Origin of the sequence: Micromonospora sp. NPDC002575 (genome assembly GCF_042889525.1) — a bacterium.
Classification (GTDB): Bacteria; Actinomycetota; Actinomycetes; order Mycobacteriales; family Micromonosporaceae; genus Micromonospora; species Micromonospora carbonacea.
The window spans coordinates 15,780-40,906 of record NZ_JBIARA010000026.1 but is presented as its reverse complement, the minus strand read 5'-3'; the positions used below and the strand labels follow the sequence as shown (position 1 = coordinate 40,906).

General features: G+C 72.0%; 12 protein-coding genes and 1 pseudogene. 10 read left to right on the top strand and 3 right to left on the bottom strand.

The genetic code is table 11. The features are described 5' to 3' along the window. Positions 1-80 precede the first annotated feature (80 nt). The 7 genes from rpsB (at position 81) to ACFYWL_RS28005 (ending at position 7,677) form a co-directional block, all read left to right on the top strand. Positions 81-932 carry a 30S ribosomal protein S2 gene (rpsB, locus tag ACFYWL_RS28035; RefSeq protein ID WP_386978682.1) on the top strand — a complete coding sequence of 284 codons (852 nt, stop codon included), beginning with the start codon at positions 81-83 and terminating at the stop codon, positions 930-932. A 152-nt stretch (positions 933-1,084) separates the two neighbouring features. Then, positions 1,085-1,912: a translation elongation factor Ts gene (gene tsf, locus ACFYWL_RS28030; protein WP_386978679.1), complete on the top strand. Its 828-nt coding sequence runs from the start codon at positions 1,085-1,087 to the stop codon at positions 1,910-1,912. A 194-nt stretch (positions 1,913-2,106) separates the two neighbouring features. Beyond that, entirely contained in the window at positions 2,107-2,874 is a 768-nt protein-coding gene (gene pyrH / locus ACFYWL_RS28025; RefSeq protein WP_043962358.1) for a UMP kinase, read from the top strand. 81 nt (positions 2,875-2,955) lie between these two features. Next, on the top strand, positions 2,956-3,513 hold the full coding sequence (gene frr, locus ACFYWL_RS28020) for a ribosome recycling factor (protein ID WP_043962359.1): 558 nt from the start codon (positions 2,956-2,958) through the stop codon (positions 3,511-3,513). Between the two features lie 324 nt (positions 3,514-3,837). Next, positions 3,838-5,166 (top strand): phosphatidate cytidylyltransferase, encoded by a 1,329-nt coding sequence (locus ACFYWL_RS28015; RefSeq protein ID WP_386978776.1) that lies wholly within the window; start codon positions 3,838-3,840, stop codon positions 5,164-5,166. A gap of 104 nt (positions 5,167-5,270) precedes the next feature. Further along, positions 5,271-6,422: a 23S rRNA (adenine(2503)-C(2))-methyltransferase RlmN gene (gene rlmN, locus ACFYWL_RS28010; RefSeq protein WP_386978674.1), complete on the top strand. Its 1,152-nt coding sequence runs from the start codon at positions 5,271-5,273 to the stop codon at positions 6,420-6,422. Between the two features lie 31 nt (positions 6,423-6,453). Next, positions 6,454-7,677, top strand: coding sequence for a DivIVA domain-containing protein (locus ACFYWL_RS28005; RefSeq protein ID WP_386978671.1), 1,224 nt, complete (start codon positions 6,454-6,456; stop codon positions 7,675-7,677). Between the two features lie 110 nt (positions 7,678-7,787). Here ACFYWL_RS28005 and ACFYWL_RS28000 read toward each other — a convergent pair whose 3' ends face one another. Then, entirely contained in the window at positions 7,788-8,009 is a 222-nt protein-coding gene (locus ACFYWL_RS28000) for a DUF2631 domain-containing protein (RefSeq protein WP_386978668.1), read from the bottom strand. A 294-nt stretch (positions 8,010-8,303) separates the two neighbouring features. Between ACFYWL_RS28000 and ACFYWL_RS27995 the strand changes: the two genes are divergently transcribed. Beyond that, positions 8,304-9,866, top strand: a complete 1,563-nt coding sequence (locus tag ACFYWL_RS27995; protein ID WP_386978665.1) for a Rieske 2Fe-2S domain-containing protein — start codon at positions 8,304-8,306, stop codon at positions 9,864-9,866. 76 nt (positions 9,867-9,942) lie between these two features. Here the strand turns inward: ACFYWL_RS27995 and ACFYWL_RS27990 are convergent, their stop codons facing one another. After that, positions 9,943-11,568, bottom strand: a complete 1,626-nt coding sequence (locus tag ACFYWL_RS27990) for a phytoene desaturase family protein (protein ID WP_386978661.1) — start codon at positions 11,566-11,568, stop codon at positions 9,943-9,945. A 239-nt stretch (positions 11,569-11,807) separates the two neighbouring features. On the opposite strand from ACFYWL_RS27990, the gene ACFYWL_RS27985 reads away from it, so the two are divergent. Continuing rightward, positions 11,808-12,974 carry an alkaline phosphatase PhoX gene (locus tag ACFYWL_RS27985; RefSeq protein ID WP_386978658.1) on the top strand — a complete coding sequence of 389 codons (1,167 nt, stop codon included), beginning with the start codon at positions 11,808-11,810 and terminating at the stop codon, positions 12,972-12,974. A 1,926-nt stretch (positions 12,975-14,900) separates the two neighbouring features. On the opposite strand, the pseudogene ACFYWL_RS27980 reads toward ACFYWL_RS27985, so the two are convergent. Then, positions 14,901-15,506 (bottom strand): annotated as a pseudogene (locus tag ACFYWL_RS27980) (DNRLRE domain-containing protein); the annotation flags it as partial. 1,448 nt (positions 15,507-16,954) lie between these two features. Between ACFYWL_RS27980 and ACFYWL_RS27975 the strand changes: the two are divergent. Next, positions 16,955-24,748, top strand: a complete 7,794-nt coding sequence (locus tag ACFYWL_RS27975) for a ricin-type beta-trefoil lectin domain protein (protein WP_386978655.1) — start codon at positions 16,955-16,957, stop codon at positions 24,746-24,748. Positions 24,749-25,127 lie beyond the last annotated feature (379 nt).

Below are 25,127 nucleotides of genomic sequence, written 5' to 3'. Positions count from 1 at the left end.
ACCACGGCCGGCGACCGGGCGCCAGGACGCCCGGCCGCCGGCCGGGCGACGCAACCAGGGATCACAAGGAGTACCCCACCATGGCCGTCGTGACCATGCGTCAGCTGCTGGAGAGCGGTGTCCACTTCGGGCACCAGACCCGGCGCTGGAACCCGAAGATGAAGCGCTTCATCTTCACCGAGCGCAACGGTATCTACATCATCGACCTGCGCCAGACCCTCGACTACATCGAGAAGGCGTACGACTTCGTGCGCAACACGGTGGCCGAGGGCGGCAGCATCCTCTTCGTCGGCACCAAGAAGCAGGCCCAGGAGGCCATCGCCGAGCAGGCGACCCGGGTCGGCCAGCCGTACGTCAACCACCGCTGGCTCGGCGGCATGCTGACCAACTTCCAGACGGTGTACAAGCGGCTCCAGCGGATGAAGGAGCTGGAGGCGCTGGGTGACCTGAGCGGCACCGCCGCCGGTTACACCAAGAAGGAGACGCTCCAGCTCTCCCGCGAGAAGATCAAGCTCACCCGCACCCTGGGTGGCCTGCGGGACATGCAGAAGCTCCCGGCGGCGATCTGGGTGGTCGACACCAAGAAGGAGCACATCGCCGTCGACGAGGCCCGCAAGCTGGGCATCCCGGTGATCGCGGTGCTCGACACCAACTGCGACCCCGACGAGGTCGACTTCCCGATCCCGGGCAACGACGACGCGATCCGCTCGGCCGAGCTGCTGACCCGGGTCGTGGCCGCCGCCGTCGCCGACGGCCTGATCGCCCGCTCGGGCCGTCGCCGGGGTGGCGACGAGAAGCCGGAGCCGGGCCAGGTCGGCGCCGACGAGCCGCTGGCCGAGTGGGAGCGCGAGCTGCTCGAGGAGCCGAAGAAGGCCGACGAGCAGCCGGCGCAGGCCCCCGCCGAGCAGCCGGCGGCCGCCGCCGCGGAGTGACCGCGCCGCCGCGCGCCCGCCGTCCGGTTCCCCGGGCGGCGGGGCGCGGCGGGCACGCCGGGCACGCCCGGCCCGGATCCGGGTGACCGGCCCCGGCTCGATCCACCCGCCCCCAGACCAACCCACCGAGTCCCAACACCGAAGAGAGAGTCATGTCCAACTTCACCGCCGCGGACGTCAAGAAGCTCCGCGACCTCACCGGCGCCGGCATGATGGACTCCAAGAAGGCGCTGACCGAGGCCGAGGGCGACTTCGACAAGGCCATCGAGATCCTGCGCGTCAAGGGCGCGAAGGACGTCGGCAAGCGGGCCGGCCGCACGGCCGCCAACGGCCTGGTCGCCCACTCGGGCAAGGCGCTGCTGGAGCTCAACTGCGAGACCGACTTCGTCGCCAAGAACGACGCCTTCATCGCGCTGGCCCAGCAGCTCGTCGAGCACGGCGAGGCCAGTGGCGCGACCTCCGCCGAGGAGCTGCTCGCCAGCAGCATCGACGGCAAGCCGGTCGCCGACCTGATCCAGGAGCAGTCCGCCAAGATCGGCGAGAAGCTGGTGCTCAACCGCTTCGCCAAGCTGGACGGCACCGTCGCGGTCTACCTGCACCGCAAGAGCCAGGACCTGCCGCCGGCGGTCGGCGTGCTGGTGGAGTACGCCGGCAAGGCCGACGAGGCCGGGGACGCCGACGCGCGTGGCGTCGCCATGCAGATCGCCGCGATGCGGCCGAAGTACCTCACCCGTGACGAGGTGCCGGCCGACGTCGTCGAGTCCGAGCGGCGCATCGCCGAGCAGACCGCCCGCGAGGAGAACAAGCCCGAGGCGGCGCTGCCGAAGATCGTCGAGGGTCGGGTCAACGCCTTCTTCAAGGACTACGTCCTGATCGAGCAGCCGTCGGTCGCCGACAACAAGAAGACCGTGAAGCAGGTGCTGGCCGAGGCCGGCATCGAGGTGACCCGTTTCCTGCGGTTCGAGGTCGGCCAGGCCTGAGCCGCCGGTCGGGCGCGTTACGCGCGCCCGCGGGCAGGGAACATCGACGAGGAGGCCGCTGGTGTACGTGACAGGCACCGCGGCCTCCTCGTCCCATGCCTGGCCCGCGCGGCCGGACGGGCGGCGTAGGGTCAGCGACGGCAGGTACGCGGTAACCGGCGCACGTGGGGTGCGGCCGGGGAAGGGCGGGGCGGATGACGCAGGTTGTGAGTGACCGGAGCCTGGCGGCGGATGATCCGACCGCCCCACCGCCCGGCCGGGCCCGTCGGGTGGTGCTGAAGCTGTCCGGCGAGGTCTTCGGCGGCGGCGCGATCGGCGTCGACCCCGACGTCGTCCAGGCCATCGCCCGGCAGATCGCCACCGTGGTCCGCCGCGGCGTGCAGGTCTCCGTGGTGGTCGGCGGCGGCAACTTCTTCCGTGGCGCGGAGTTGCAGAAGCGGGGCATGGACCGGGCCCGCGCCGACTACATGGGCATGCTGGGCACCGTGATGAACTGCCTGGCCCTACAGGACTTCCTGGAGAAGGAGGGCATCGAGACCCGGGTGCAGAGCGCCATCACGATGGCCCAGGTCGCCGAGCCCTACATCCCGCTGCGCGCGATCCGGCACCTGGAGAAGGGCCGGGTGGTCATCTTCGGCGCCGGCGCGGGCATGCCGTACTTCTCCACCGACACGGTGGCCGCCCAGCGGGCGCTGGAGATCCGCGCCGACGTGGTGCTGATGAGCAAGAACGGCGTGGACGGCGTCTACACCGCCGACCCCCGGATCGACCCGACCGCCAGCAAGCTCGACTCGATCACCTTCTCCGAGGTGCTCCGCCGCAACCTGCGGGTCGCCGACGCGGCCGCGTTCAGCCTCTGCATGGAGAACGGCCTGCCGATGCTGGTCTTCGGCGCGCAGGGCGACGACACGATCATCCGTGCGGTGGGTGGCGACAAGATCGGCACCCTGATCACCGCCTGAGCGGCCGTGGGCCGCACGAGACGGCCCCGCGACACCACAGCACAGCCCACGACGAGCACAAAGAAGGAGGCGAGGAGACCGGTGATCGACGACACCCTCCTCGAGGCCGAGGAGAAGATGGAACGGGCCATCGAGCACGCCAAGGAGGAGTTCGGCGCCATCCGCACCGGTCGCGCCAACGCCGCCATGTTCTCCAAGGTCATCATCGACTACTACGGCACGCCCACGCCGCTGCCCCAGATGGCGTCCATCGGGGTCCCCGAGCCGCGCATGGTCATCATCAAGCCGTACGACAACTCGCAGATCGGCGCGATGGAGCGGGCGATCCGCGACTCGGACCTCGGCGTGAACCCGAACAACGAGGGCAACCAGCTGCGCATCCTGCTCCCGCAGATGACCGAGGAGCGCCGCCGCGAGATGATCAAGGTGGCCCGGCACAAGGGCGAGGAGGCCAAGGTGGCGGTGCGCAACATCCGCCGCAAGGGCAAGGAGGAGCTGGACCGGCTGGTCAAGGACGGCGAGGTCGGCGAGGACGAGGGCCGCCGCGCCGAGAAGGACCTCGACGACCTGACCCAGAAGTTCGTGGCCACCGTCGACGAGCTGGTCAAGCACAAGGAGAGCGAGCTGCTCGAGGTCTGAGCCCCTACCGGCCCCCGTGGGCCGGCGCGTGACCTGTCGTGGCACCGGTGTGCCGCCGTCGTCGGGCGGCGGCGCCGGTGCCTCCGTCGTCACGGGGCGAAACCGGGCGAACCCGGGGCGCGCCGCAGGGGGCGGCACGGAGGGCTCGTCCACCCTGCCGGGGCGACCCGTGCAGTAGGCTCGGCACGATTCCGGCCACCACGCGGTGAACGGGCGGGATCGCCCGGCCGTCGCGCCGGTCAATCGGACGGAACAGTCGTCGTAGGGGATGGTCTTGCTCGTACGTCATGTGGTGAACCCCGTACCGCGTCCGCTCGGTGCGTGATGTCCCACCTCGACCCCTACCGCAGCCCCGAGCCCCGCAACTGGGACCGGCCGGACGCCCCGACGGCGCTTCCCTGGCCCGACCGTGAGCTGGAGCCGGGGCAGTGGGCCCGCAGCGTCACCACCGACGCGTACGCCCCCGCCGCCCCCGGCGGCCGGCCCGAGACGCGCCGCCCGGCGGGCCGGCCGCAGCCGTTCGACGCGGACGCCACCGACCCGTACGGCGCCCGCCCGGTGCCCGACGAGCCGCCGCGACCCGGTGACCCCGTCGACCCGCCGGGTTGGCACGGCGACCCCGGGCCGGGCGGCCGGTTCGCCCCCGAGCGCCCCGACGGGCCCTTCCCCGACCGGCCGCAGAGCGGGCCGTACCTGCCCGACGAGCCGACCCGGCCGGCGTATCCGCTGGACGATCCGACCGGCGGCGTCGCCGAGCCGGAGCCGCCCCGGGGCCGACGCGGGCCCGGCCGGCGGCGGGCGAGCGCGGAGCGACCGCCCACCCAGCAGGCCCCGTCCGGCCGCGCCGGCCGCAACCTGCCGGCGGCGATCGGGGTGGGCGTCGGCCTCGGCGCGGCCGTCCTGGTGCCGCTCTTCTTCTACCTGCCCGCCTTCCTCCTCGTGCTCGCCGCCGCGATCGCGATCGGCACCTGGGAGATGGCCCGGGCGGTCCGCCGCAGCGGGGCCCGCCCGCCGCTGGTGCCGCTGATCGCCGGTGGCGTGCTCACGGTCGGGCTGGCCTGGTTCGCCGGCCCCGACGCGCTCTGCCTCGGCCTGCTGGTCACCGTGCTGGGCACGATGATCTGGCGGCTGGGCGACGGGCCGGGCGACTACCAGCGCGACCTGACGGCGGCCACCCTCATCGCGGTGTACGTGCCGTTCCTCGGCGGGTTCGCGGCGATGCTCGCCGCCGCGCCCGGCGACGGGCACCTGCGCGTGCTGGTCACCCTGGTCGCGGTGGTGCTCTCCGACACGGGCGGGTACGCCGCCGGGGCCAACTTCGGCAAGCACCCGATGGCCCCCTCGATCAGCCCGAAGAAGTCCTGGGAGGGCTTCGCCGGCTCGGTCACCGCGGCGGCGGCGGGCAGCGCCCTGCTGATCTGGCTGCTGTTCGACGTGGCCCCCTGGTGGGGCGCCCTGTTCGGCGTGGCCGTGTCCTGCGCGGCGGTCCTCGGCGACCTGGCCGAGTCCATGATCAAGCGGGATCTCGGCGTGAAGGACATGAGCAACCTGCTGCCCGGCCACGGCGGCCTGATGGACCGCCTCGACTCGATCCTGTTCGCGGTGCCCACCGCGTACCTGTTGCTGGCGGTTTTCGTCCCGGTGGTGGGCTGAGGCATGAATCACGCCGGTCAGCCCGTTCCGGCCGCGTGGTCGGGTCCGATTCGGCACCTCCGGCCAGGTGCGTCGGGCGAACGGCGTGGGAGACTGGACGGGTCATGACGAGCCTTCCCCTGATCCCCGTCAGCCCGGACGCCCCCGCCGCACGCCGCGCGGCCATGCCGCCCCGTCACCTCGCCGACCTCGACCTGCCGGCCCGGCAGGCGTTGGTCGCCGAGCTGGGTGAGCCGGCGTTCCGCGCGAAGCAGATGTCCACCCACTACTTCGGCCGCCTGGTCCGCGACCCCGCGTCGATGACCGACCTGCCCGCGGCCACCCGGGACAGGCTGGCCGGGGAGCTGCTGCCCACCCTGCTCACCCCGGTCCGCGAGCTCGCCTGCGACGACGGCGCCACCCGCAAGGCGCTCTGGCGGCTGCACGACGGCTCGCTGGTGGAGAGCGTGCTGATGGGATACCCGGACCGCGTGACCGTCTGCATCTCCAGCCAGGCGGGCTGCGGCATGGCCTGCCCGTTCTGCGCCACCGGCCAGGCCGGGCTGACCCGCAACCTGTCGACGGCCGAGATCGTCGACCAGGCGGTCTACCTGGCCGGGGTGGCCGCCTCCGGCGCGGTCGCCGGTTCACCGCCCCGGCTGTCCCACGTCGTGTTCATGGGCATGGGCGAGCCGCTGGCCAACTACTCGCGTGTGGTCGCGGCGATCCGCCGGCTGGTCGCCCCCGCCCCCGAGGGGCTCGGCCTGTCCCAGCGGCACATCACCGTCTCCACGGTCGGCCTGGTCCCGGCGATCCGCCGCCTGGCCAGCGAAGACCTGTCGGTGACCCTTGCGTTGTCCCTGCACGCGCCCGATGATGAGCTGCGCGACGAACTCGTGCCGGTCAACCAGCGGTGGAAGGTCGCCGAGGTGCTGGACACGGCGTGGGACTACGCGGCCCGCACGGGGCGTCGGGTGTCGATCGAGTACGCGATGATCAAAAACGTGAACGACCAGCCGTGGCGGGCCGACCTCCTCGGCAAGCTGCTGGCCGGCAGGTTGACCCACGTCAACCTCATTCCGCTCAACCCGACCCCGGGCAGCCGGTGGGACGCGAGCCCGAAGCCCGTCGAGCGGGAGTTCGTCCGGCGGCTGCGCGCCGCCGGGGTGTCGACGACGGTGCGGGACACCCGGGGCCGCGAGATCGACGGCGCGTGCGGGCAGCTCGCCGCCACCGGGGACAGGGACACCGAGACGCCGCAGGAGGCAACGGCGTGACGGGGCGTACCGAACGAGACCAGGAGACATAGTGGCGAGTCAGGGTCAGCGTTTCCGGCGCAAGGCGCTCCGCCGGGGTTACAAGGTCGACGAGGTGGACGCCTTCCTGGACCGGGTCGAGGCGACGCTCGACGGCCGGCCCGTCGGCGCGCCCGTGGCCTCCCAGGAGGTCCACGACGTCGTCTTCCGGGTCCGCTTCAACGGCTACGACGAGTGGCAGGTCGACCTGCACCTCGACCGCGTCGAGCGGCAACTGGCCGAGTTGGAGGAGCGCGGCGGCTCGCCCGGTCGCGGCGTCGACCCCCGGATGCCCGACCGGATGGGCCCGCCGGACCGGATGGGCCCGCCGATGCGCGACGACCGTGGGCCCGGCCCGATGCGCGACGACCGGGGCCCCGGCCTGATGCGCGACGACCGTGGGCCCCTCACGATGCGTGACGATCGGGGCCCGGGGCCGATGCCGCAGCCCATGCCGCCCCGGTCGATGCCGGCGCAGGCCGGCCCGCCCGGCGACCGCTACGGCCGCTACGACGAGCCGACCGGCGGCTTCCCCGGCGGTTACGACGAGCCGACCGGTGGTTTCCCCGGCGGGTACGACGCGCCGCGCGGCGGGTACGACGCACCGCGCGGCCCGGGCGGCCCGGGTGCCGGCCCGATGGGTCCGGGCGGCCCGATGGGCCCCGGCCCCGGCATGGGGCACGGCGGCCCGCCGCCCCGGGGCCTGCCCCCGGGCCCCGGCGGCTACGGCCCCGACGAGCAGCGCTTCGACGGCTTCGAGGCCGGCCGGCACGGGCGGGCCGACATGACCGCCGAGATCCGGATGCCCGAGCGGGACCTTCGCGAGCTGCGCGGTCGTGGCCCCGCCGGGCCGCTGCCGCCCATGCCGCCGCAGCCGATCGGGGGCCCGCCGCCGATGGCCGGCCCGCCCGTGGGCGGCCCCCCGGTGGGTGGCCCGCCCGTCGGCGGCCCCCCGGCCGGCGGCCCGCCGATGGCCGGTCCGCCGGGCAGCGACCTGCACCGGGTGGACCAGATCCGCCGCAGCTTCCAGGTGCGCCGGTTCGGCAGCGGGTACGACCCGGACCAGGTCGACCGGCTCTTCGAGGGCATCCTCGGCGGCATGGCCGGCCGGGGCCCGATGCCGGTCAACCCGAAGGACCTGGACACCCTGCGCTTCGGCCTGGTCCCCGGCGGCTACTTCGAGGCCGAGGTCGACGCCGCGCTCAAGGACGTTCAGGACATCCTCTTCGGCCGCTGACCACCCGGCGGGCGCGGGCGAGCCTGCCCGCGCCCGCCGGGCGCGCGTACACGACGAAGGGCCCGCCCCCGACGGGGCGGGCCCTTCGCGCGTTGTCGGTCGGGGTCGGGTCAGGACCGCAGGCCGTTGCGGCGCAGCACCGTGTCGCCGACGACGACGGCCAGCAGCAGCACGGCCAGGCCGACCAGCCAGATGTCCTCGACCCTGCCCTCGTGGTTGCCGCACAGCATGGCCAGCATCGCCAGCGCGGAGACCACCGCGCCGATCCGCCCGGCCTTGCGGTGCCCCGGCTTGTGCTGATCTGGCGACGTCACCGGCTCGCTTCCTGCCACTGTCGGTCCTTCCCTCGCGATCGGATCTCCGGTTAGTCTGGCACGCCCCGCGGCTGACCTCGTGCGGTGGGGGTTTCCCGCCCACCCGCCCACCCGCCGGCCCGCCCACCCGTCGGCCGCCCACCGGCCGGCCACCCGCCCCGCCGTCCGGTGCCCGCCGTCGGTTTCCCGTGGACCGGCCGGAGGCCGCAGGACCCGGGCCGGAGGACACTACCGGCGTCGCGGGCCGGCGACCAGACTGCCTCCGGTAGCGTCGGGACGTACACCTTGATTGTCTTTTTGAGGGGGACTGCGGTGCGAGTGACCGGTACGGGACACGCCAGCATGCGGATCGACACGGCCGCGGGCAGCATCCTGTGCGACCCGTGGGTCAATCCCGCCTACTTCGCCTCGTGGTTCCCGTTCCCCGACAACTCCCAGCTCGACTGGGAGACCCTCGGCGACGTCGACTACCTGTACGTGTCGCACCTGCACCGGGACCACTTCGACGCCGCGCACCTGCGCGACTTCGTGTCCAAGGACGCCACCGTCCTGCTGCCCGAGTTCCCCACCTCGGAGATGGAGGACGAGCTGCGGGCGCTCGGCTTCACGAAGTTCCTGCGGGCCCCGAACGAGCAGGTCGTGGAGCTCGACGGCGGCCTGCGGATCATGATCCAGGCGCTCACCAGCCCGACCGACGGCCCGATCGGCGACTCCTCCCTCTGGGTGGAGCACGACGGGGTGCGGCTGCTCAACCAGAACGACGCCCGCCCGACCGACCTGAGCGTCTTCGCCGAGCTGGGCCACGTGCACGCGCACCTGCTCCAGTTCTCCGGGGCGATCTGGTATCCGATGGTCTACGAGCTGCCGCAGTCGGCGAAGACCGCGTTCGGCAAGCAGAAGCGGGAGCGGCAGTTCGACCGCACCTGGCGCTACATCGCCGACCTGAAGGCCGACCACGTCTTCCCGATCGCCGGCCCGCCGTGCTTCCTCGACGACGAGCTGTGGCAGTTCAACGACATCCACGGCGACGAGGGCAACATCTTCCCCGACCAGTCGGTCTTCCTCACCGAGTACGCGAAGGTCGGCGGCGCCAACGGCATCGTGCTGCTGCCGGGCAGCGTCGCCGAGGTGACCACCTCCGGGGCGACCACCACCCACCCGCAGCCGGTCGAGGAGTTCTTCGCGAACAAGGCCGCCCACCTGGAGGAGATGCGGGAGCGCAAGCGCGGCGTGATCGAGGCGGAGAAGGCGTCCTGGCGGCACCCCGAGGTCGACGTGCTGACCGGGATGAAGCGCCGCATCGAGCCGCTGCTGGAGGAGTCGATCTACCTGGCCAAGGGCGTCGGCGGCCCGGTCCGCTTCGACCTGGTCGGCTACGACGGGGAGTCCGTCGAGTCGATCGTGGTGGACTTCCCGGGCAAGGAGGTGCGGCCGTACGCCGACGAGAAGGTCCGCTACCGGTTCCGCACCGAGCGGGCCCTCGTGGAGCACCTGCTGCACATCGGCGAGGTGGACTGGGTCAACTCGCTGTTCCTGTCCTGCCGGTTCTCGGCGGCCCGGATCGGCCAGTACAACGAGTTCGTGTACGCCTTCTTCAAGTGCCTGTCGACCGAGCGCCTCCAGTACGCCGAGGGCTGGTACGACGAGCACGAGCGCACCAGCGACGCCGAGGACATCACCCTCGGCGACTGGGTGGTGCAGCGCCGCTGCCCGCACCTGAAGGCGGACCTCACCCGGTTCGGCATCGTCGAGGGCGACCAGCTCACCTGCCAGTTGCACGGCTGGAAGTTCGACCTGCCCAGCGGGCGCTGCCTGACCAGCGTCGGGCACAAGGTCCGGGCGCACCGCGCGGACGCGTCCACGCCGGCCCCCTGACCCCGGCGCGTTTCGTGGCGGGCCGCCCCCCAGCCCTCGTCGGAAGAGATCGCCCCGGCCGGGCGGTGGGCGGGGCTCACCCCCAGTCGGCGAGGATGCGGCGGGCCGCGTTGTGGCCGGCCGCCCCGATGACGCTGCCCGCCGGGTGGCAGCCGGCGCTGCCGGCGTACACGCCGTCGACGCCGGTGGCGTACGGCATCCGGTCGGTGAAGGAGACCGTGTTGTCGACGTGGTGGATGTGCCCGCCCGTGATGCCGAAGTGCGCCTCGATGCCGGGCGGGGGCAGCGGCACGGCGTCGGCGATCAGGTCGCCGGTGCCGGGCGCGTACCGCTCGCAGATGCCGACCAGCCGGTCGACGTAGCCGGGCAGGGCCGCGTCCCAGGTGCCGTCGGCGAGGGCGTAGGGCACCGACTGCACGAACAGCGCCGACGAGTGGTGCCCTTCGGCGTCGGACAGCGACGGGTCGACGGTGGTGTGCAGGTACCACTCGATGGTGGGCTCGGCGGGCAGCCGCCCGGCCTGGACGTCGGCCCACATCGCGCGCAGCGCCGCCATCGGCGGTTCGCCCCCGCCGCCGACCAGCGACGCCGAGCCGGGCAGCAGGTGGATGGTGGAGCCGAACGGGCTGGGCGCGCCGGCGGGCAGGCAGGAGAAGCGGGGCAGCCCGGTCAGCGCCAGGTTGACCTTGAGGGTGGTGCCGGGGCGGCGGACGGCCGCCATCCGCGCGCCCAGCTCCGCCGGGAGCGCGCCGTCGGGCAGCAGGTCCATCAGCCGGTACGGGTCGCAGGCCCCGAGCACCACCCGCGCGGCCACGTGCCGGCCGTCGGCGAGGGTCACGCCGCCGGCCGTGCCGCCGTCGAGGGTGATCGCGGCGACCGGGGCGTTGGTCAGGATGCGCGCCCCGGCGGCGCGGGCGGCGTCGGCGAAGGTGCGGGAGACGGTGCCCATCCCGCCCTCGGCGATCATCCAGGTGCCGTCGGAACCGGGCAATCTGCACATATTGTGCACGAGGAAGTTGTGGCCGGTGCCGGGGTCGTCGGGGCCGGCGTTGAGCCCGGACAGCCCGTCGGTGACCGCGTACATGCTGACCAGCAGCTCGGAGCGGAAGTCGAAGCGGGCCAGGTAGTCGGCGACGGAGCCGCGCACGAGGTCGACGAAGACCTGCCGCAGGGCGGGCCGGACGTGCCGTTGCGCGATCTCCTCGACCGGCAGCGGCTCGGCCAGCCAGGCGGGGGCGAGGTCGTCGCGGAGCTGGGCCAGCTCGGCCTGCATCGCGTCGTCGGCGGCCACGTCGGCGGGGGAGAAGAACTCCGCGAGCTGCCGCCGGGTGGCGGCCGTGTCGCTGCCCATCAGCAGGTACGGCGACCCGGGGCCGCCCGGGGTGGGCAGGAAGTAGTGCGGGTCGCGGCGCAGCACGGGGATGCGCACGTCGAGCGTGGCCAGCAGCTCCGGCGGCATCAGGCCGAGCAGGTACGACCCGGTGGAGTGGCGCAGCCCGGGCACCTTCGGGAACGGGTTCTCGGTGCGGGTGGCCCCGCCGATCACCCCGGCCGCCTCCAGCACCAGCACGTCGAGGCCGGCGCGGGCCAGCAGGATCGCCGAGACCAGCCCGTTGTGCCCGGAGCCGACGACCACCACGTCGGCGCGGGCCGGCAGTTCACTCGCCTTGCTCGTCGCGGTCGTGCCGCTGTGCTCGCTCATGCTCGGGCAGCCTAGTGCCGCGCGGACCCGGCCGGGAGGCCCTTGCCGTTCCCGGTCGGCGGGGCCGTCGCCGGATGCCCCGCGGAGCTGGGCGAACAGCGCGGCGAGTTCGGTCTGGCGGCCGAGCCGGGCCCGTCGGGCCGGAGAGCCGTCACCCCGCGTTCACTAGGTAGTCATTGGTGTCGATGCCTCGCCGGCTCTACCGTCGGTAAGGCATCGACCCTACCGGGAGGTAACCGATGGACCGCCGTACCATCCTGCGCGCCACCGTCGCCGGCGGGGCCGCCGCCTTCTGCGGCAGCCTCTGGGCCTCGGCCGCCCTCGCCGCGCCCGCCCAGCCCGGCCCCGGCCCGTACGGGGACCTGCTCGCCGCCGACGGCAACGGCCTCCAACTGCCCGCCGGCTTCACCAGCCGGGTGGTCGCCCGCTCCGGGCAGCGGGTCGCCGGCACCTCCTACCTGTGGCACTGGGCCCCCGACGGCGGCGCGTGCTTCCCCGCCCCCGACGGCTGGATCTACGTCTCCAACTCCGAGATCCCGCTCGCCGGCGGCGCGTCGGCCGTGCGGTTCCGCGCCGACGGCAGCATCGCCTCGGCGTACCGGATCCTCGGCGGGACCAACCTCAACTGCGCCGGCGGGGCCACCCCGTGGGGCACCTGGCTCTCCTGCGAGGAGGCCCCGCTCGGCCGGGTCATGGAAACCTGGCCCGACGGCAGCCGCGCCGCCGAGGAACGCACCCGGATGGGCCGGTTCACCCACGAGGCCGCCGCCTGCGACCCCGACCGGCGCGTCGTCTATCTCACCGAGGACGAGGAGGACGGCTGCTTCTACCGGTTCGTCCCCGACACCTGGAGCGACCTGCGCACCGGCCGGCTCCAGGTGCTCTGCGCGCCGGCCGGTCAGGTGACCGGCCCGGTCACCTGGGCCGACGTGCCCGACCGCGACGGCCTCCCCGTGCCCACCCGCCGCCAGGTCGGCGCGGCGCAGCACTTCGACGGCGGCGAGGGCTGCTGGTACGACCGGGCCACCTGCTGGTTCACCACCAAGGGCGACAACCGGGTCTGGGCGTACGACGCCGCCAGCCAACGCCTCGACCTGGCGTACGACGACTCGCTGGTGCCCGCCGGGGCGGCCCCGCTGACCGGCGTCGACAACATCACCGGCACCCGCTCCGGGGACCTGTACGTGGCCGAGGACGGCGGCAACATGGAGATCAACATGATCACACCGGCCGGCGTGGTCACCCCGTTCCTGCGCCTGCTCGGGCAGTCGGGCTCGGAGTTGACCGGCCCGGCGTTCTCCCCGGACGGCAGCCGCCTCTACTTCTCGTCCCAGCGGGGCGTGAGCGGGTCGGTCACCGGCTCCGACGGCATCACGTACGAGATCACCGGCCTCTTCCGCCGCTGACCCCTGACGCAACCCGGACGACTGCTTCCCGGACGACTGCGCTGCCGAACATCCGCAGACCGCCCGAGCCGCCCCACCCACCCACCCCACCCACCTGCCTCCTGGGCCACCCACCCCAGCCTCCTCGGTGATCAAGAGAAATGTGTCAGGGATGATCTCGACGATGACGCAAACTTCTTGATCACCGCGCCGGGGCGGGGCGGGGCGGGGCCGCCGGGGCGCGGGGGGACTGCGGGGTGGGGGTGATGTCGTGAGTGACTCAGCTCCCCAGCGGCTGTCTTCACCGTGTTGGCTGGTTCTGCTTGCGGAGGCTGCTGGCTGTCGTGGGGTGGATCAGCCGAAGGACTTCATCGTGCTCCAGTCCGAGCCCAGCACGACCTTCACCGGGGACCCGACACTCGTGGCGGAGGGGTGGTAGACCCGGATCTGACCGTCGGAGCCGTACCGGACCCAGAGGTCGGGCACCTGGTCGCCGCTGACGTCCGGGATCGCGATCACCGCGCTCATCGCCGCCTCCGTCCAGCCGGTGCCGTAGGAGACGTCGCCGTCACGCGAGTTGGCGGCCTGCTTGAGCGAGTGCAGGTCGACGCTGCCCGCTGCCGTCCCGGGCAGGCCGTGGCGGACGTACATGTTGCCGTTGTCCAGGTTGCGCCAGAGCAGGTCGGGGGTGCCGTCGACGTCGACGTCCGCCACGTTGACGATGTCCCGGCGAGCCCAGGCGGACCCCTCCATCAGGGTCGCCTCCTGGAAGCTCGCCCCGGTGTAGCCACCGAGCATCCAGAACGCCGTCCCGGCCCGCACCACCAGGTCCGGTCGTTGGTCGCCGGTGACGTCACCGACGGCCTTGATCTGGGTCCAGGTATTCGGATCCGGTACGCCGGGCGGCAGCAGGACCCGCAGCCGACGGTTGACGTCGAAACTGCCGTACCCGTCGCCGGGGTAGAGCCAGAACCGGCCGTCGGGGGTGCGGGCGAACAGGTCGGTGACGCCGTCGCCCGGGTAGGTGTCGTCGTACTTGGCGATCAGGGCCGCCTTGGCGGTGCCCGCGTCCCACCAGTGTCCCGGCGGGTTCAGTTCGTTGCCGGTGGTGTAGGAGGCGGCGAGCCACGAGTACAACTCGCCGCCCTCGTCGCCCGCGTAGGTGCGCAGGTTGCCCGTGGCGTCGACGAGGAGCAGGTCGGGCAGGTCGTCGCCGGTGACGTCGCCGGGTTTGTCGGCAGCCTCACTCGGCGGCACGTAGAAGGTGTAGTCGGTGCGGACGCTGCGGTTGCCGACCGCGTCGAGGGCGTACACGTGCAGGGTGTTCGGGCCGGAGTGCCGGGGAGCCAGACCGGCCACGGTGGCCTTGCCTCCGCTGGCCGGGATCGTGAGAGGGTTGATGCTCTCGAACGAGTAGGTGAACTGTGCGGCGCCGGCCGCGCTGAACTCGATCGGACCGGTCTGCCCGAACTTGACCGTGGACCAGGTGGCGCCGTCCGGGGTGGCCTCCAGCCACACGTTGCTGGCCACGTCGGGCGCCGGCGGCGCGGAGGCGTCAATGGTGAAGCGGCACGGTTCGGTGCCCGGCGGATAGTACGAGGACGAGGCGTTCGAGTGGTCCTCGGCGCGGACGTCCCAGGAGTAGGTGACCCCGTCGTCAAGGCTGCTGACGGGGACCGTCCAGCTGGCCTTCCTGTAGGAACCCTCGGCTTGCGTGTCGGTGACGAGGGTGCCAGCGGGCACCGTGGTGCCGGTGCGCCAGAAGCGGAACCGCAGTCCCTTGAGGTTGCCGTCCGGGTCGATGGCCTTTGCCGACAGGGAGATCGTGGTCCGGGCGATGGTGGCGCCGCCGCCGGGGCCGGGCACGCAACCGCCGCCGGGTGAGGTCCTGCCGTCCGTCGGCTCGCCCGGGGGACGATTGTGGACGACCTCCAGCTCGGCCGTGTTGGCCTTGAACTTGCGCCAGGTCAGCGTGTCGGACTCGCTCGTGGCGCGCATGCCGAGGGTGATGCTTCCCCAGCCCTTGGTGGCGGCCTCCTGGGCCGCGCCCAGCACGTCGAACCGCACGTACTCGTCGTCGCAGTCGCTGCCGTAGCCGTGGGCGAAGGACCGCTTCTGTTGCAGGGATTCCCATGCGGGCTGCTTCTGCCAGGTGCTACTGGACGAGATGGCGCCGGTGAGCCAGAGCTGCATCTCCCGCGCCGTGCAGGACCAGGAGTGGTTGTTCAGCACCCGGAAACCGGCCTCGCTGACCACCGTTCCCTTGATCTTGCTGTCGAAGCCCATCCGCCAGAAGGAACGCGTCGTCAGCGGGGTGTCCTTGTCGTAGCCGACCCGGGCGTCGGAGGTGCCGCTGTTGAAGTTGGTGCTGTGGTAGGTGTTGGTGTTCGGGCTCTGCTTGTAGACGGTGGCCCAGGACTGCAGTCCCGTCTTGAGGGTCGGGTCGAGGAAGAGTGGGAAGAGCGCGTCGGGGTCGGAGAGCAGCCCGGTGGCGGCGGCGTCCAGGTGTAGCCGGGCCTCGCCGGTGTCCTCGCCGTCGAGTCGGGTGGGCATCGGTCCCTGACGGGAGCCGGGCTCAGCGCCGCTGAGGCCGGAGAGTTGCAGCACGTCGGCGCTGGTGGCCACCGCCGTGCGCAGCGGCGTCTCGGGAGAGGTGGGTTCCCGGCCGGCGGAGTCCCAGGCGAACGGGCTGGGGATGGAGCCGATCTCCGCACCGCTGGCCGGGTCGAGGATCTGCACCCCGTTGGTGGGTTGCTGGTGACGGAAGACGGCCGTCGCGGACCGCAGCCCGTAGGTCAGGGTGTCGACGGCGTCGAGGGTGGCGGCGTTCCGGTTCTTGACGATCAGCAGCTGCCCGAACCCGCCCTCTTCGCGGGCGACGACGAGCAGGTCGACGCCGGGCCGCACCTCGGGGTAGAGCGCGCGGGGCCCGTCCAGCACCGGTTCCGGCAGGGGGCCGGGCCACAGGTACGTGATCGTATGGCCGTCGATCTGCACCTCGGCGAGGGCGGTCTCGGCAGGAGTCTCGGGCTGGGCGGCCGGGGCGAGCCGAAGGGACTGGGTGGTGCCGCTCGACTGCCCGCCCTGCTTCGCCGCCGATGGGCTGCCGGCCGAGAAGCGGACCGGTGCCGGCGGGTTGGCCGGCGTGACGTCCAGTCCGGTGGGGGTGTCGCCGGCGCGGGTGAGGGTGGTGTCGATCGGGGCCCACTGCCCGGAGGCGGTCTTCGCGCGCCGGGGCACCGCGTGGAAGGTGGTGCGGAGCTTGCTGTCGGGGCGCGCCCAGGTCAGCGAGGTGGCGGTGGTCGCGGTGTCGACCGGCACCTCCTGACCGGTGCGCCGGGCCTCGGCCATCGCGGCTGCGTAGTCCCGGCCGACGGTGTCCACCGGCGCGGCCTCGGTGGCCCGCTGCGGTCGGGAGGGTCGGCTGTCGTCGGCGCGCAGCCAGTACGGCAGCCCGGCCACGAGGAGCGCGACCAGCAGGAAGCCCAGGGTGCAGAGCTGCCGGGTGCGCGTACGCACGAAGGGACTGAGCAGGCGAGGCACGGTCACGGCGGTCTACTCCCGTGGGGGCCGGGCGGACAGGGCGGCGGCAACGACGAGCGATCCCGTCCGGCGGAGGGCCACGGGGCAGCAAGCGCGGGCACACGATCGCACAACCAGTCGCCGGCTCGTCACACTTTCTTCCGTTATCAATTCGTGATCTTGCACTCGCTGTCGTCGGAAGCTGCGACCGAGAGTTGACCTATGCGGCATTCATCGGCCGCACTTGCCCGTCATCTGCCGATTGATCCGTCAAAAGCGAATCCATTGACTCGGTGGCTCTCGGGAGGAAATTGGCGGTGACCAGGATCACAAATATGTCGCTCTGATCACATCCAGTCACCTTGAGTAAGAGCGCGAGTTGATCCACAGTGCTCGGGCGTGCCACGCCCGGCGCGTGCCGTGCCATCGCGGTCGTACCGCGATCTCTTCCGTCTTCGCGCCTGGGTGGGAGCCGACGTATGCCTGCTACCGGATTGCTGTCCCGACGGCGTCCCGGCCGACCCGCCCGACCGGTCGCGGGCCGCCGGCGCTGGTCGCCCACCCGTCGGGCCCTGGCGCTGGCGCTCTCGGTGAACCTGCTGGTGGCGCTCGCCCCCGCGCAGGCGTGGGCGGTGCCGGGCGCCGGGATGAGCCGCACCGGGATGCCGGTCGAGCTGCCCGACATCCCCACCATCAAGCACGTCGACCACGACTCGGACGCCGAGACGGAGCTGACCACCGCCGACGAGGTTCCGGTGGACCCGTACGAGCCGCAGGCGGTCACCCCGTGGCAGCAGGACAGCGGCGAGGTGGACCTGACGGCCGCCACCCCCGGCAGTCCGCTGCCGGTGGAGGACCTGCCGGTCGCCCTCGGCGTGCCCGATGGCGGCGACCCGGCCGACCTGGCCGGCACCTGGAAGGTCGACCTCTCCGGCCCGGAGGCGTCCCAGGCCGTCGGGGCCCCCGGCCTCATCATGAAGATCACCCCGCCGGCGACCGCCGACCCGGACGCGGAGGTCGCCCTCAGCGTCGACTACACGCCCTTCGCCGACCTTTACGGCCCGCAGGCCGCCGACCGGTTCGGCCTGGTGCTGCTGCCCAGCTGCGTCTACGACGACCCGGACGGCGGGGACTGCGCCCCCGACACGGGCGCCCCGCCGCCCCCGTCGTTCGCCCCCTACCAGGCGCCCGGCCCGGACGCCGGGGCTGCCGTGTCCAGCGAGACGGAGCTGGTGCCGGCCGACGAGACGCCGACGGCGACCGACGACGGCACCCGCCGGATCGTCAACGGCAGCGTCTCGATCGGGTCGCTGCTCGCCGGCCCGACCGGTTCCGCCAGCGCGCGCAGCGCGGCGAGCACCGCCGGTGCCGGGGTCGTCGGCGTGCTCGACACCGGGGCCTCGGCCGGCGGCGACTTCACCGCCACCCCGCTGCTCTCCTCCGGCTCCTGGGCGGCCGGCGCCTCCTCCGGCGCGTTCACCTACGGCTACCAGGTGCAGGTGCCGGAGGCTCCCGGTGGCCTGATGCCCCGGGTGAACCTGGGCTACTCCTCGCAGTCGGTCGACGGCCGGACCTCGGCCACCAACAACCAGGCATCCTGGATCGGCGACGGCTGGGACTACAGCGCCGGATCCATCACCCGCAGCTACGCCAACTGCACCCAGGACTCGAAGAAGCCCGGCGCGAACAACGCCACGCACCGCACCGGCGACCTCTGCTGGGGCTCCGCCAACGCGACCCTCTCCCTCGGCGGCATGACCACCGAACTGGTCTGGGACGCGGACGAGGAGACCTGGCTCACCGCCAACGGCGACGGCTCCCGGGTGGAGCTGGTCGAGGACACCGGCAAGGCGAACGGTGACGCCGACGGTGAGTACTGGATCGTCACCACCCGCGACGGCACCCGCCACCACTTCGGGATGCACCGCCTCCCTGGCTGGTCCACCGGGGACCCGGTCACCAACTCGGTGCTGACCGTCCCGGTCTACGGCAACCACGCGGGCGAGGACTGCTACCAGGCGGGCAACTGGGCAGGATCGGTCTGCACCCAGGCCTGGCGCTGGTCCCTGGACTACGTCGAGGACGTCCACGGCAACGCGATGAGCCTGTGGTGGGCCAAGGAGACCAACCACTACGCCCGCAACTTCAACTTCAAGTCCCCCGTCCCGTACGACCGGGGCGGCTATCTCACCCGGATCGACTACGGGCAGCGCGCCAACACCATCTTCTCCGCCGCCCCGGCCGCCCAGATCACCTTCACCGTGGCGGAACGGTGCTTCGCCGAGGGCACCGTCACCTGCACCGAGTCCAACTTCACCAGCAGCGACCCGGCCAAGTACCGGATCTGGTACGACACCCCGGCCGACCTGCGCTGCGGCGACGACAAGAAGTGCTGGAACGCCTCCCCGTCCTTCTTCACCCGCAAGCGGCTCGACAAGATCACCACCTCGGCGCAGCGGCAGCCCGGCAGCACCGCCCGCCAGGTGGTCGACGAGTACCAGCTCACGCAGGCGTTCCCCACCACCCGCACCGGCCCGAACACCGCCCTGTGGCTGGAGTCCATCACCCGCACCGGGTACGAGCCCACCGGCGGCACCGACAAGATCACCCTGAACCCGGTGCGCTTCGAGGCCAACCCCGAGGACATGCCCAACCGGGTACGCAACGACAACCGCCCCGGGTTCTCCCGGCTGCGCATCGCCCGCATCATCAACGAGTACGGCGGCGAAACCGTCGTCAGCTACAAGCAGCCGACGGGCGACTGCGCCACCGGCACCGGACTGCCCGGCAAGACGGACACCACCGCGCTGAAGAACAACAACCGGCTCTGCTACCCGTCCTTCTGGCACCCCGACCCCAGCGCCGAGGAGATCGACTGGTTCCACAAGTACGTGGTGGACAGCGTCGAGGAACTCCCCGCCATCGACGGCCCCGCGGTCAGCACCCGCACCCGGTACAGCTACGCCGACCCCGGATGGAAGCTCGCCGAGCAGGAGTTCACCAAGAAGTCGGCCCGGACGTACTCGCAGTTCGCCGGCTTCGCGCAGGTCACCGTCCGCACCGGCGAGACCGACGCGGACCACGGCGACGGCAGCGTGGCGACCAAGTCCGTCACCCGCTACTTCCGGGGCATGGGCGACGACGTGTCCGTCGAGGACACCGCCGGCCAGGAGATCGCCAAGGACCGTGAGCCGTTCGCCGGCCGTATCGCCGAGGAACTCACCTATCCCACCGCCGACGCCGCCACCGGCGACTGGCTCACCCGCAGCGTCACCTACCCACAGGCCGAGGAACTCGGCCGGCGCAACCGGGACGACGGGCTCAGCCCGCTGCGCGCCTGGCGGGTCACCGAACCCCGGGTGGTCGCGCACAGCCGCTCCTCCGGCACCGGCGACGACACCCGCACCACGCGGAAGGTCGAGACGAAGACCAGCTACGACGCCACGCACGGCCTGCCGACGCAGATCGAGTCGCTCGGCGACACCGGTAAGACCGGCGACGAGACGTGCACCCAGCTCACCTACCTGCACCGGACCGACCGGAACCTGGTCGGCCTGACCCAGCAGATGCTGACCAGCCCCACCACCTGCGCCGCCGCCACCTGGACGAACCTGGCGTCGCTGAGTTCCGCCAGCCGCATCGCCTACGACGGCGCGGCGTACGGCGCCGCCCTGGCGGCGGACGCCCGCGCCCTGGTCACCCAGACCTGGTCGCTCAAGGGCGACGGCTCCGGCTTCCAGTCCGACGGCACCGTCGGCTTCGACGCCCTCGGCCGGGTCGTCTCGCGCACCGACCCCGACCTGAAGACCTCCACGACCACCTACACCCCGACCACCGGCCAGCCCTTCCAGGTCGAGGAGAAGAACTCCCTCAACCACCGGCAGATCCAGGAGTTCGACCCCGGCCGCGGGGTCGTGGTGCGCAGCACCGACCTCAACGACCGGGTCAGCGAGTCGAAGTTCGACGCCCTGGGCCGCCTCGTCGAGGCGTGGGCCGCCGGCCGTACCCCGTCGGCCGGCGCGATCCCCGACTTCCGGGCCGAGTACACCATCCAGGCCGGCAAGCCCTCGTACGTGACCACGAAGGCCCGCAGCCACGAGAACCGGGTGGAGACCGCGGTCACCATCTACGACGGCCTGGGCCGGGAACGGCAGAGCCAGCAGGAGGCGGTCGGCGGCGGACGGCTGATCACCGACACCCTCTACAACCGGGCCGGCGAGGTGGGGCAGACCCGCAACGCCTACTACGCCGACGGCGACCCGGGCGGCACCCTGTTCACCCCGGCCGCCGACACCGCCGTGCCCAACGCCACCCGCTACACCTACGACGGGCTCGGGCGGGTCGTCGAGGAGATGCCCGTCCACAACGGGGTCGAGGTGCCGCTGCGGTCCACCCGCTACGAGTACGGCGCGGACCACTCCACCGTGCTCAACCCGGCGGGCGCGGCCTCGTACCGGCTGTTCACCGACGCCCTGGGCCGCACGGCGCGGGTCGACACCTACACCAAGGGCGACCGCAGCGCCTTCGTCTCGATGCGCTACCAGTACGACCCGCAGGGCCAACTGACGCGGGCCACCCACTCGGAGAACCCGAAGGAGTGGACCTGGAGCTACGACCACCGGGGGCGGCCGGTCAGCGCCACCGATCCGGACACCGGCGTCACCACCCTCACCTACGACCACCGGGACCGGCAGGTCACCAGCACCAATGCCCGGGGCGTCACGGTGTGGAACGGCTACGACGAGCTGTCCCGCCCCGTCCAGCAGCGGCTCGGCGGCAGCGGCGGCGCCCTGCTCGGCGAGTACACCTACGACACGGTGGCCGGCGGGAAGGGCCTGCCGGCGACCGCCACCCGCTACACCGACGGGCTGCCGTACACCCAGAGCATCGGTGGCTACACCGACGACTACCAGCCGACGTCGACCACGCTGACGCTGCCGGCGTCCGTCGCCGGCACCTGGGGGCTGCAAACCTCCTACACGTACGGCTACACCTACACCGACACCGGTATGCCGGAGTCGACGGTGCTGCCCGGCGTCGGGACGCTGCCCAGCGAAAAGGTGCTGGTCCGCTACACCAAGGACGGCCTGCCCCTGTCGGTCTCCGGCAAGGACTGGTACGGCGCGGAGACGGTCTACTCGCCGTACGGTCAGGTGTTGCGCTCGACGCTCGGCGCGCAGCCGCACCGGGTCTGGGCCATGGCCTCGTACGACGACGCCAGCGGCGCACTGACCAGCCAGCAGGTCTACCGCGAGAAGGCCGGCGACACCGGCGTCGTGGGCGGCAACCTGGTGTCGAACCGCCACTACTGGTACGACAACGCCGGCAACGTCCTGGCCATCCGCGAACAGGCCGGCGGCATCCAGGAACGGCAGTGCTTCCAGTACGACGCGCTCGGCCAGCTCAAGCGGGCATGGACCGCCGCCGACCAGGCATCCTGCGCACCGGGCCCGGCGGGCACGGGCGGTGTGCCCAACGTGGCGGCCGGCGCGGACGGCTCCGGCTACTGGCAGGAGTACGAGTACGACCTGCTCGGCAACCGCACGAAGCTGGTGGAGAAGGACCTCACCGGCGACACGGCCAAGGACGCCACCACCACCTACGCCTACGGCAGGGCCGACGGCAGCCAGCCGCGCACCCTCACCACGGTCACGAAGAACTACGTCACCCCGGCCGGCGCCGCGATCACCGCCGCCGCCCAGCGGCTGTACGAGCTGACCGGCGAGACGAAGTCGGTCACCTCGGTGCAGAACGGCGACGAGCAGACCCTGACCTGGACGTACGACGGTCAGGTCGAGCGGATCACCGGGCAGGGCAGCAAGGGCCGGACGCCGTACGTCGGCCTGGGCGGCAAGTGCCTGGACCTGAACGCCGGCCACGCGGCGGCCGGGCAGCCGGTGCAGCTGTTCGCCTGCAACGACACGGTGGCGCAGAAGTGGGCGTTCACCCCGGCCGGCGGGCAGCCCGACCCCAACCTGGGCACCCTGTCCATCTACGACACGTGGTGCGTCCAGCCGACCGGCACGACGGCCGGGTCGGCGGCGCAGATCCGCGCCTGTGACAGTGGCGCCGACCAGCAGGTGGAGCGACTGTCCACCGGGCAGCTCCGGCACACCTCGTCGGGGCTGTGCCTCGCGGTGCGCGACGCGGCAACCGCCGACGGCACCCCGATCGTCCTAACCGCGTGCGCGGGCGGGGCGGCGGCGCAGCAGTGGCAGGCGCAGAACGAGACCCGGCACATCTACGGGCCGGGCGGCTCACGGCTGCTGACCGTGCAGGGCCGGCAGGCCACCCTGCACCTGGGCGAGTCGCAGGTGACCACCCAGCAGGGCGGCGCTCTGGTGAGCAGCCAGCGCTCCTATGCGGCCCCGGGCGGGTCGGTGCTGCGCTACGCCCACGGCACCAACCCGTCCGCCCTCGCCGCCGTCGTCGGTGACCACCAGGGCACCCCGTACGCCGAGGTCACCCTCGACGCCACCATGACCACGCGGATCCGCAAGCAGGACCCGTTCGGCAACCAGCGCGGCACCGCCGCCCTGGCCGCCAACATGCAGACCCCGGCCGGGTTCCTCGGGGCCAACCGTGACGACCCCTCCGGGTACGTCCCGTTGGGTGCCCGCCTCTACGACCCCAGCGTCGGCCGGTTCCTCTCCGCCGACCCGGTGCTGGACACCGCCGACCCGTTGCAGTCCAACGGCTACGCCTACGCCCACAACAACCCGGCCACCCACACCGACCCCTCCGGCCTGTCCATCTCCCTGACCCCGTCGGAGACCGCCGCCGCCCTCGCTGGCGCGGGCCTGTCCGCAGCCCAGGTCGCCGACGCCCAGGCCATCATGGGCAAGTCGGTCACCTCGATCATCTTGTCCGTCGCCTGGGACGTCCTGAAGGACTTCCTCGGCATCAACGCCGCCCTCGGCTGCTTCGGCGGCAGCGTCTGGTCCTGCATCGACCTTGTCACCAGCCTGAACCCCGGCTGGAAGGCCGCCAGGAGCGCGCTGAAGATCGCCAGCGCGGTGAAACGCACCTTCAGCGCCATCCGCGCCCTCCAGAACGCCAAACGCGCCGCCGAGAACGTCCTGCGCGCCGCCAAGGCCGCGGAGACCGCCGCCCTCAACGCCAAGAAACTCGCCATCGAACGCGCCAAGCAGGCAGCCCAAGCGGCCAAGAAGAAGGCCCAGGACAAGGTCAACACGGTCAGCAACCGCGCCACCGAGCAGGCCAAGAAGACCGGTAACCCCGTCCAGAAGCAGGCTCAGGCCCGCGCCAATCCCAAGGGCTCCACCGCAGCCACCACCAGAAGCGGTGGCGGCGGAAAGTCAACGGGCTCCAAACCCGGCGGCAGCTCGGGCGGCTCCAACCGGTCCAGCGGTGGCTCCAGCGGAGGCGGCGGCTCCGGCAAGGCCGACGGCGGTGGCTGCAACTTCGACAACAGCTTCGTCCCCGGCACCAAGGTCCTGATGGCCGACGGCACCACCAAGGCCATCGAGGACATCGAACCCGGCGACAAGGTCGTCGCCACCAACGCCGACACCGGCGAGACCGAGGTCGAGACGGTCACCGCCGCGATCACCGGCACCGGTGCCAAGCACCTCGTCACCATCACCACCAGCGAGGGCCAGAGCGACGGGGACGGTGACGACGGCACCACCAAGATCACTGCGACAGACGGACACCCCTTCTGGGTGCCTGAGCTTCGGCAGTGGGTCGACGCCACCGACCTCCAGGCCGGACAGTGGCTCCAGACCAGCGCCGGCACCCGCGTCCAGATCACCGCGATCCAACGACACGTCACCACCTGGGCAACCGTCCACAACCTCACCATCGCCAACACCCACACGTACCATGTGGCAGCCGGCAACACTCCGGTCCTCGCACACAACTGCGGTGACGGTCTCCTGCATCCTGGTCGAAATGGCGCGGATGATAGTCCTCAAGACTGGATTCCCATGAATTCATGGACGAGGAACGGTGCGAATCTGGCGGAGGGAAACTACCATTTCGTGGTCATGCCAGATAGGTCAGTTCGAACCTTCCATGAGAGTATCTGGGAGATCGCGCCAGGCGCTGGTCACACCAGCCTCTCGCGGGGTAAGGGTGTGCTGGCGGCTGGTACGTTCGACGTGGGATCGGGTGGAGTGATCAATCGGTTCGACAACTTCTCAGGTCACTATCGGCCAGGTGCTTCCACTCAAGGCGTAATACGTGATGCCTTGAGTCGCAATGGGTTCGACCTAAGAAATGCGCAATGGGATCCATTCGAATTTAGCTAGCCGCTAGCGTGACTATTCCTGGCTAGATAGCCTGCGGGATCACCGACGCATCCAGACCGATGCGTCGGTGATCCCGCTTGTGCTAGGTCAGGGGGTCTTGCTGCCGGGCTTGCCGCGGTCGGAGGGACTCGGGCCGGTCAGAGTGCCCGTGCTGCCCGTACGCAGGCGGCGTCGGCGGTGGCCCGGGGCTAGTCAATCAGTCCCTGCGCGCCGAGTTGGTCCAACGCGGCGACGTTCAACCTGCGCCGCAGCCCGGCAGCCGTCCACGCCTGGAACGGCGATGTGCGGTGGCGATAGATACCCCGAACCCTGGCGGCAGATGTCGGCAGACACAACCGTTGGTCAGCACGTACACGATCGCTGCGAACACCACCCGCCC

Excerpts from the sequence above, each read along its gene's own strand:
- ACFYWL_RS28015 (WP_386978776.1), top strand. The coding sequence starts at position 3,838 with ATGTCCCACCTCGACCCCTACCGCAGCCCCGAGCCCCGCAACTGGGAC.
- tsf (WP_386978679.1), top strand. The coding sequence starts at position 1,085 with ATGTCCAACTTCACCGCCGCGGACGTCAAGAAGCTCCGCGACCTCACC.
- pyrH (WP_043962358.1), top strand. The coding sequence starts at position 2,107 with ATGACGCAGGTTGTGAGTGACCGGAGCCTGGCGGCGGATGATCCGACC.
- ACFYWL_RS27990 (WP_386978661.1), bottom strand. The coding sequence starts at position 11,568 with ATGAGCGAGCACAGCGGCACGACCGCGACGAGCAAGGCGAGTGAACTG.
- rpsB (WP_386978682.1), top strand. The coding sequence starts at position 81 with ATGGCCGTCGTGACCATGCGTCAGCTGCTGGAGAGCGGTGTCCACTTC.
- ACFYWL_RS27975 (WP_386978655.1), top strand. The coding sequence starts at position 16,955 with ATGCCTGCTACCGGATTGCTGTCCCGACGGCGTCCCGGCCGACCCGCC.
- rlmN (WP_386978674.1), top strand. The coding sequence starts at position 5,271 with ATGACGAGCCTTCCCCTGATCCCCGTCAGCCCGGACGCCCCCGCCGCA.
- ACFYWL_RS27985 (WP_386978658.1), top strand. The coding sequence starts at position 11,808 with ATGGACCGCCGTACCATCCTGCGCGCCACCGTCGCCGGCGGGGCCGCC.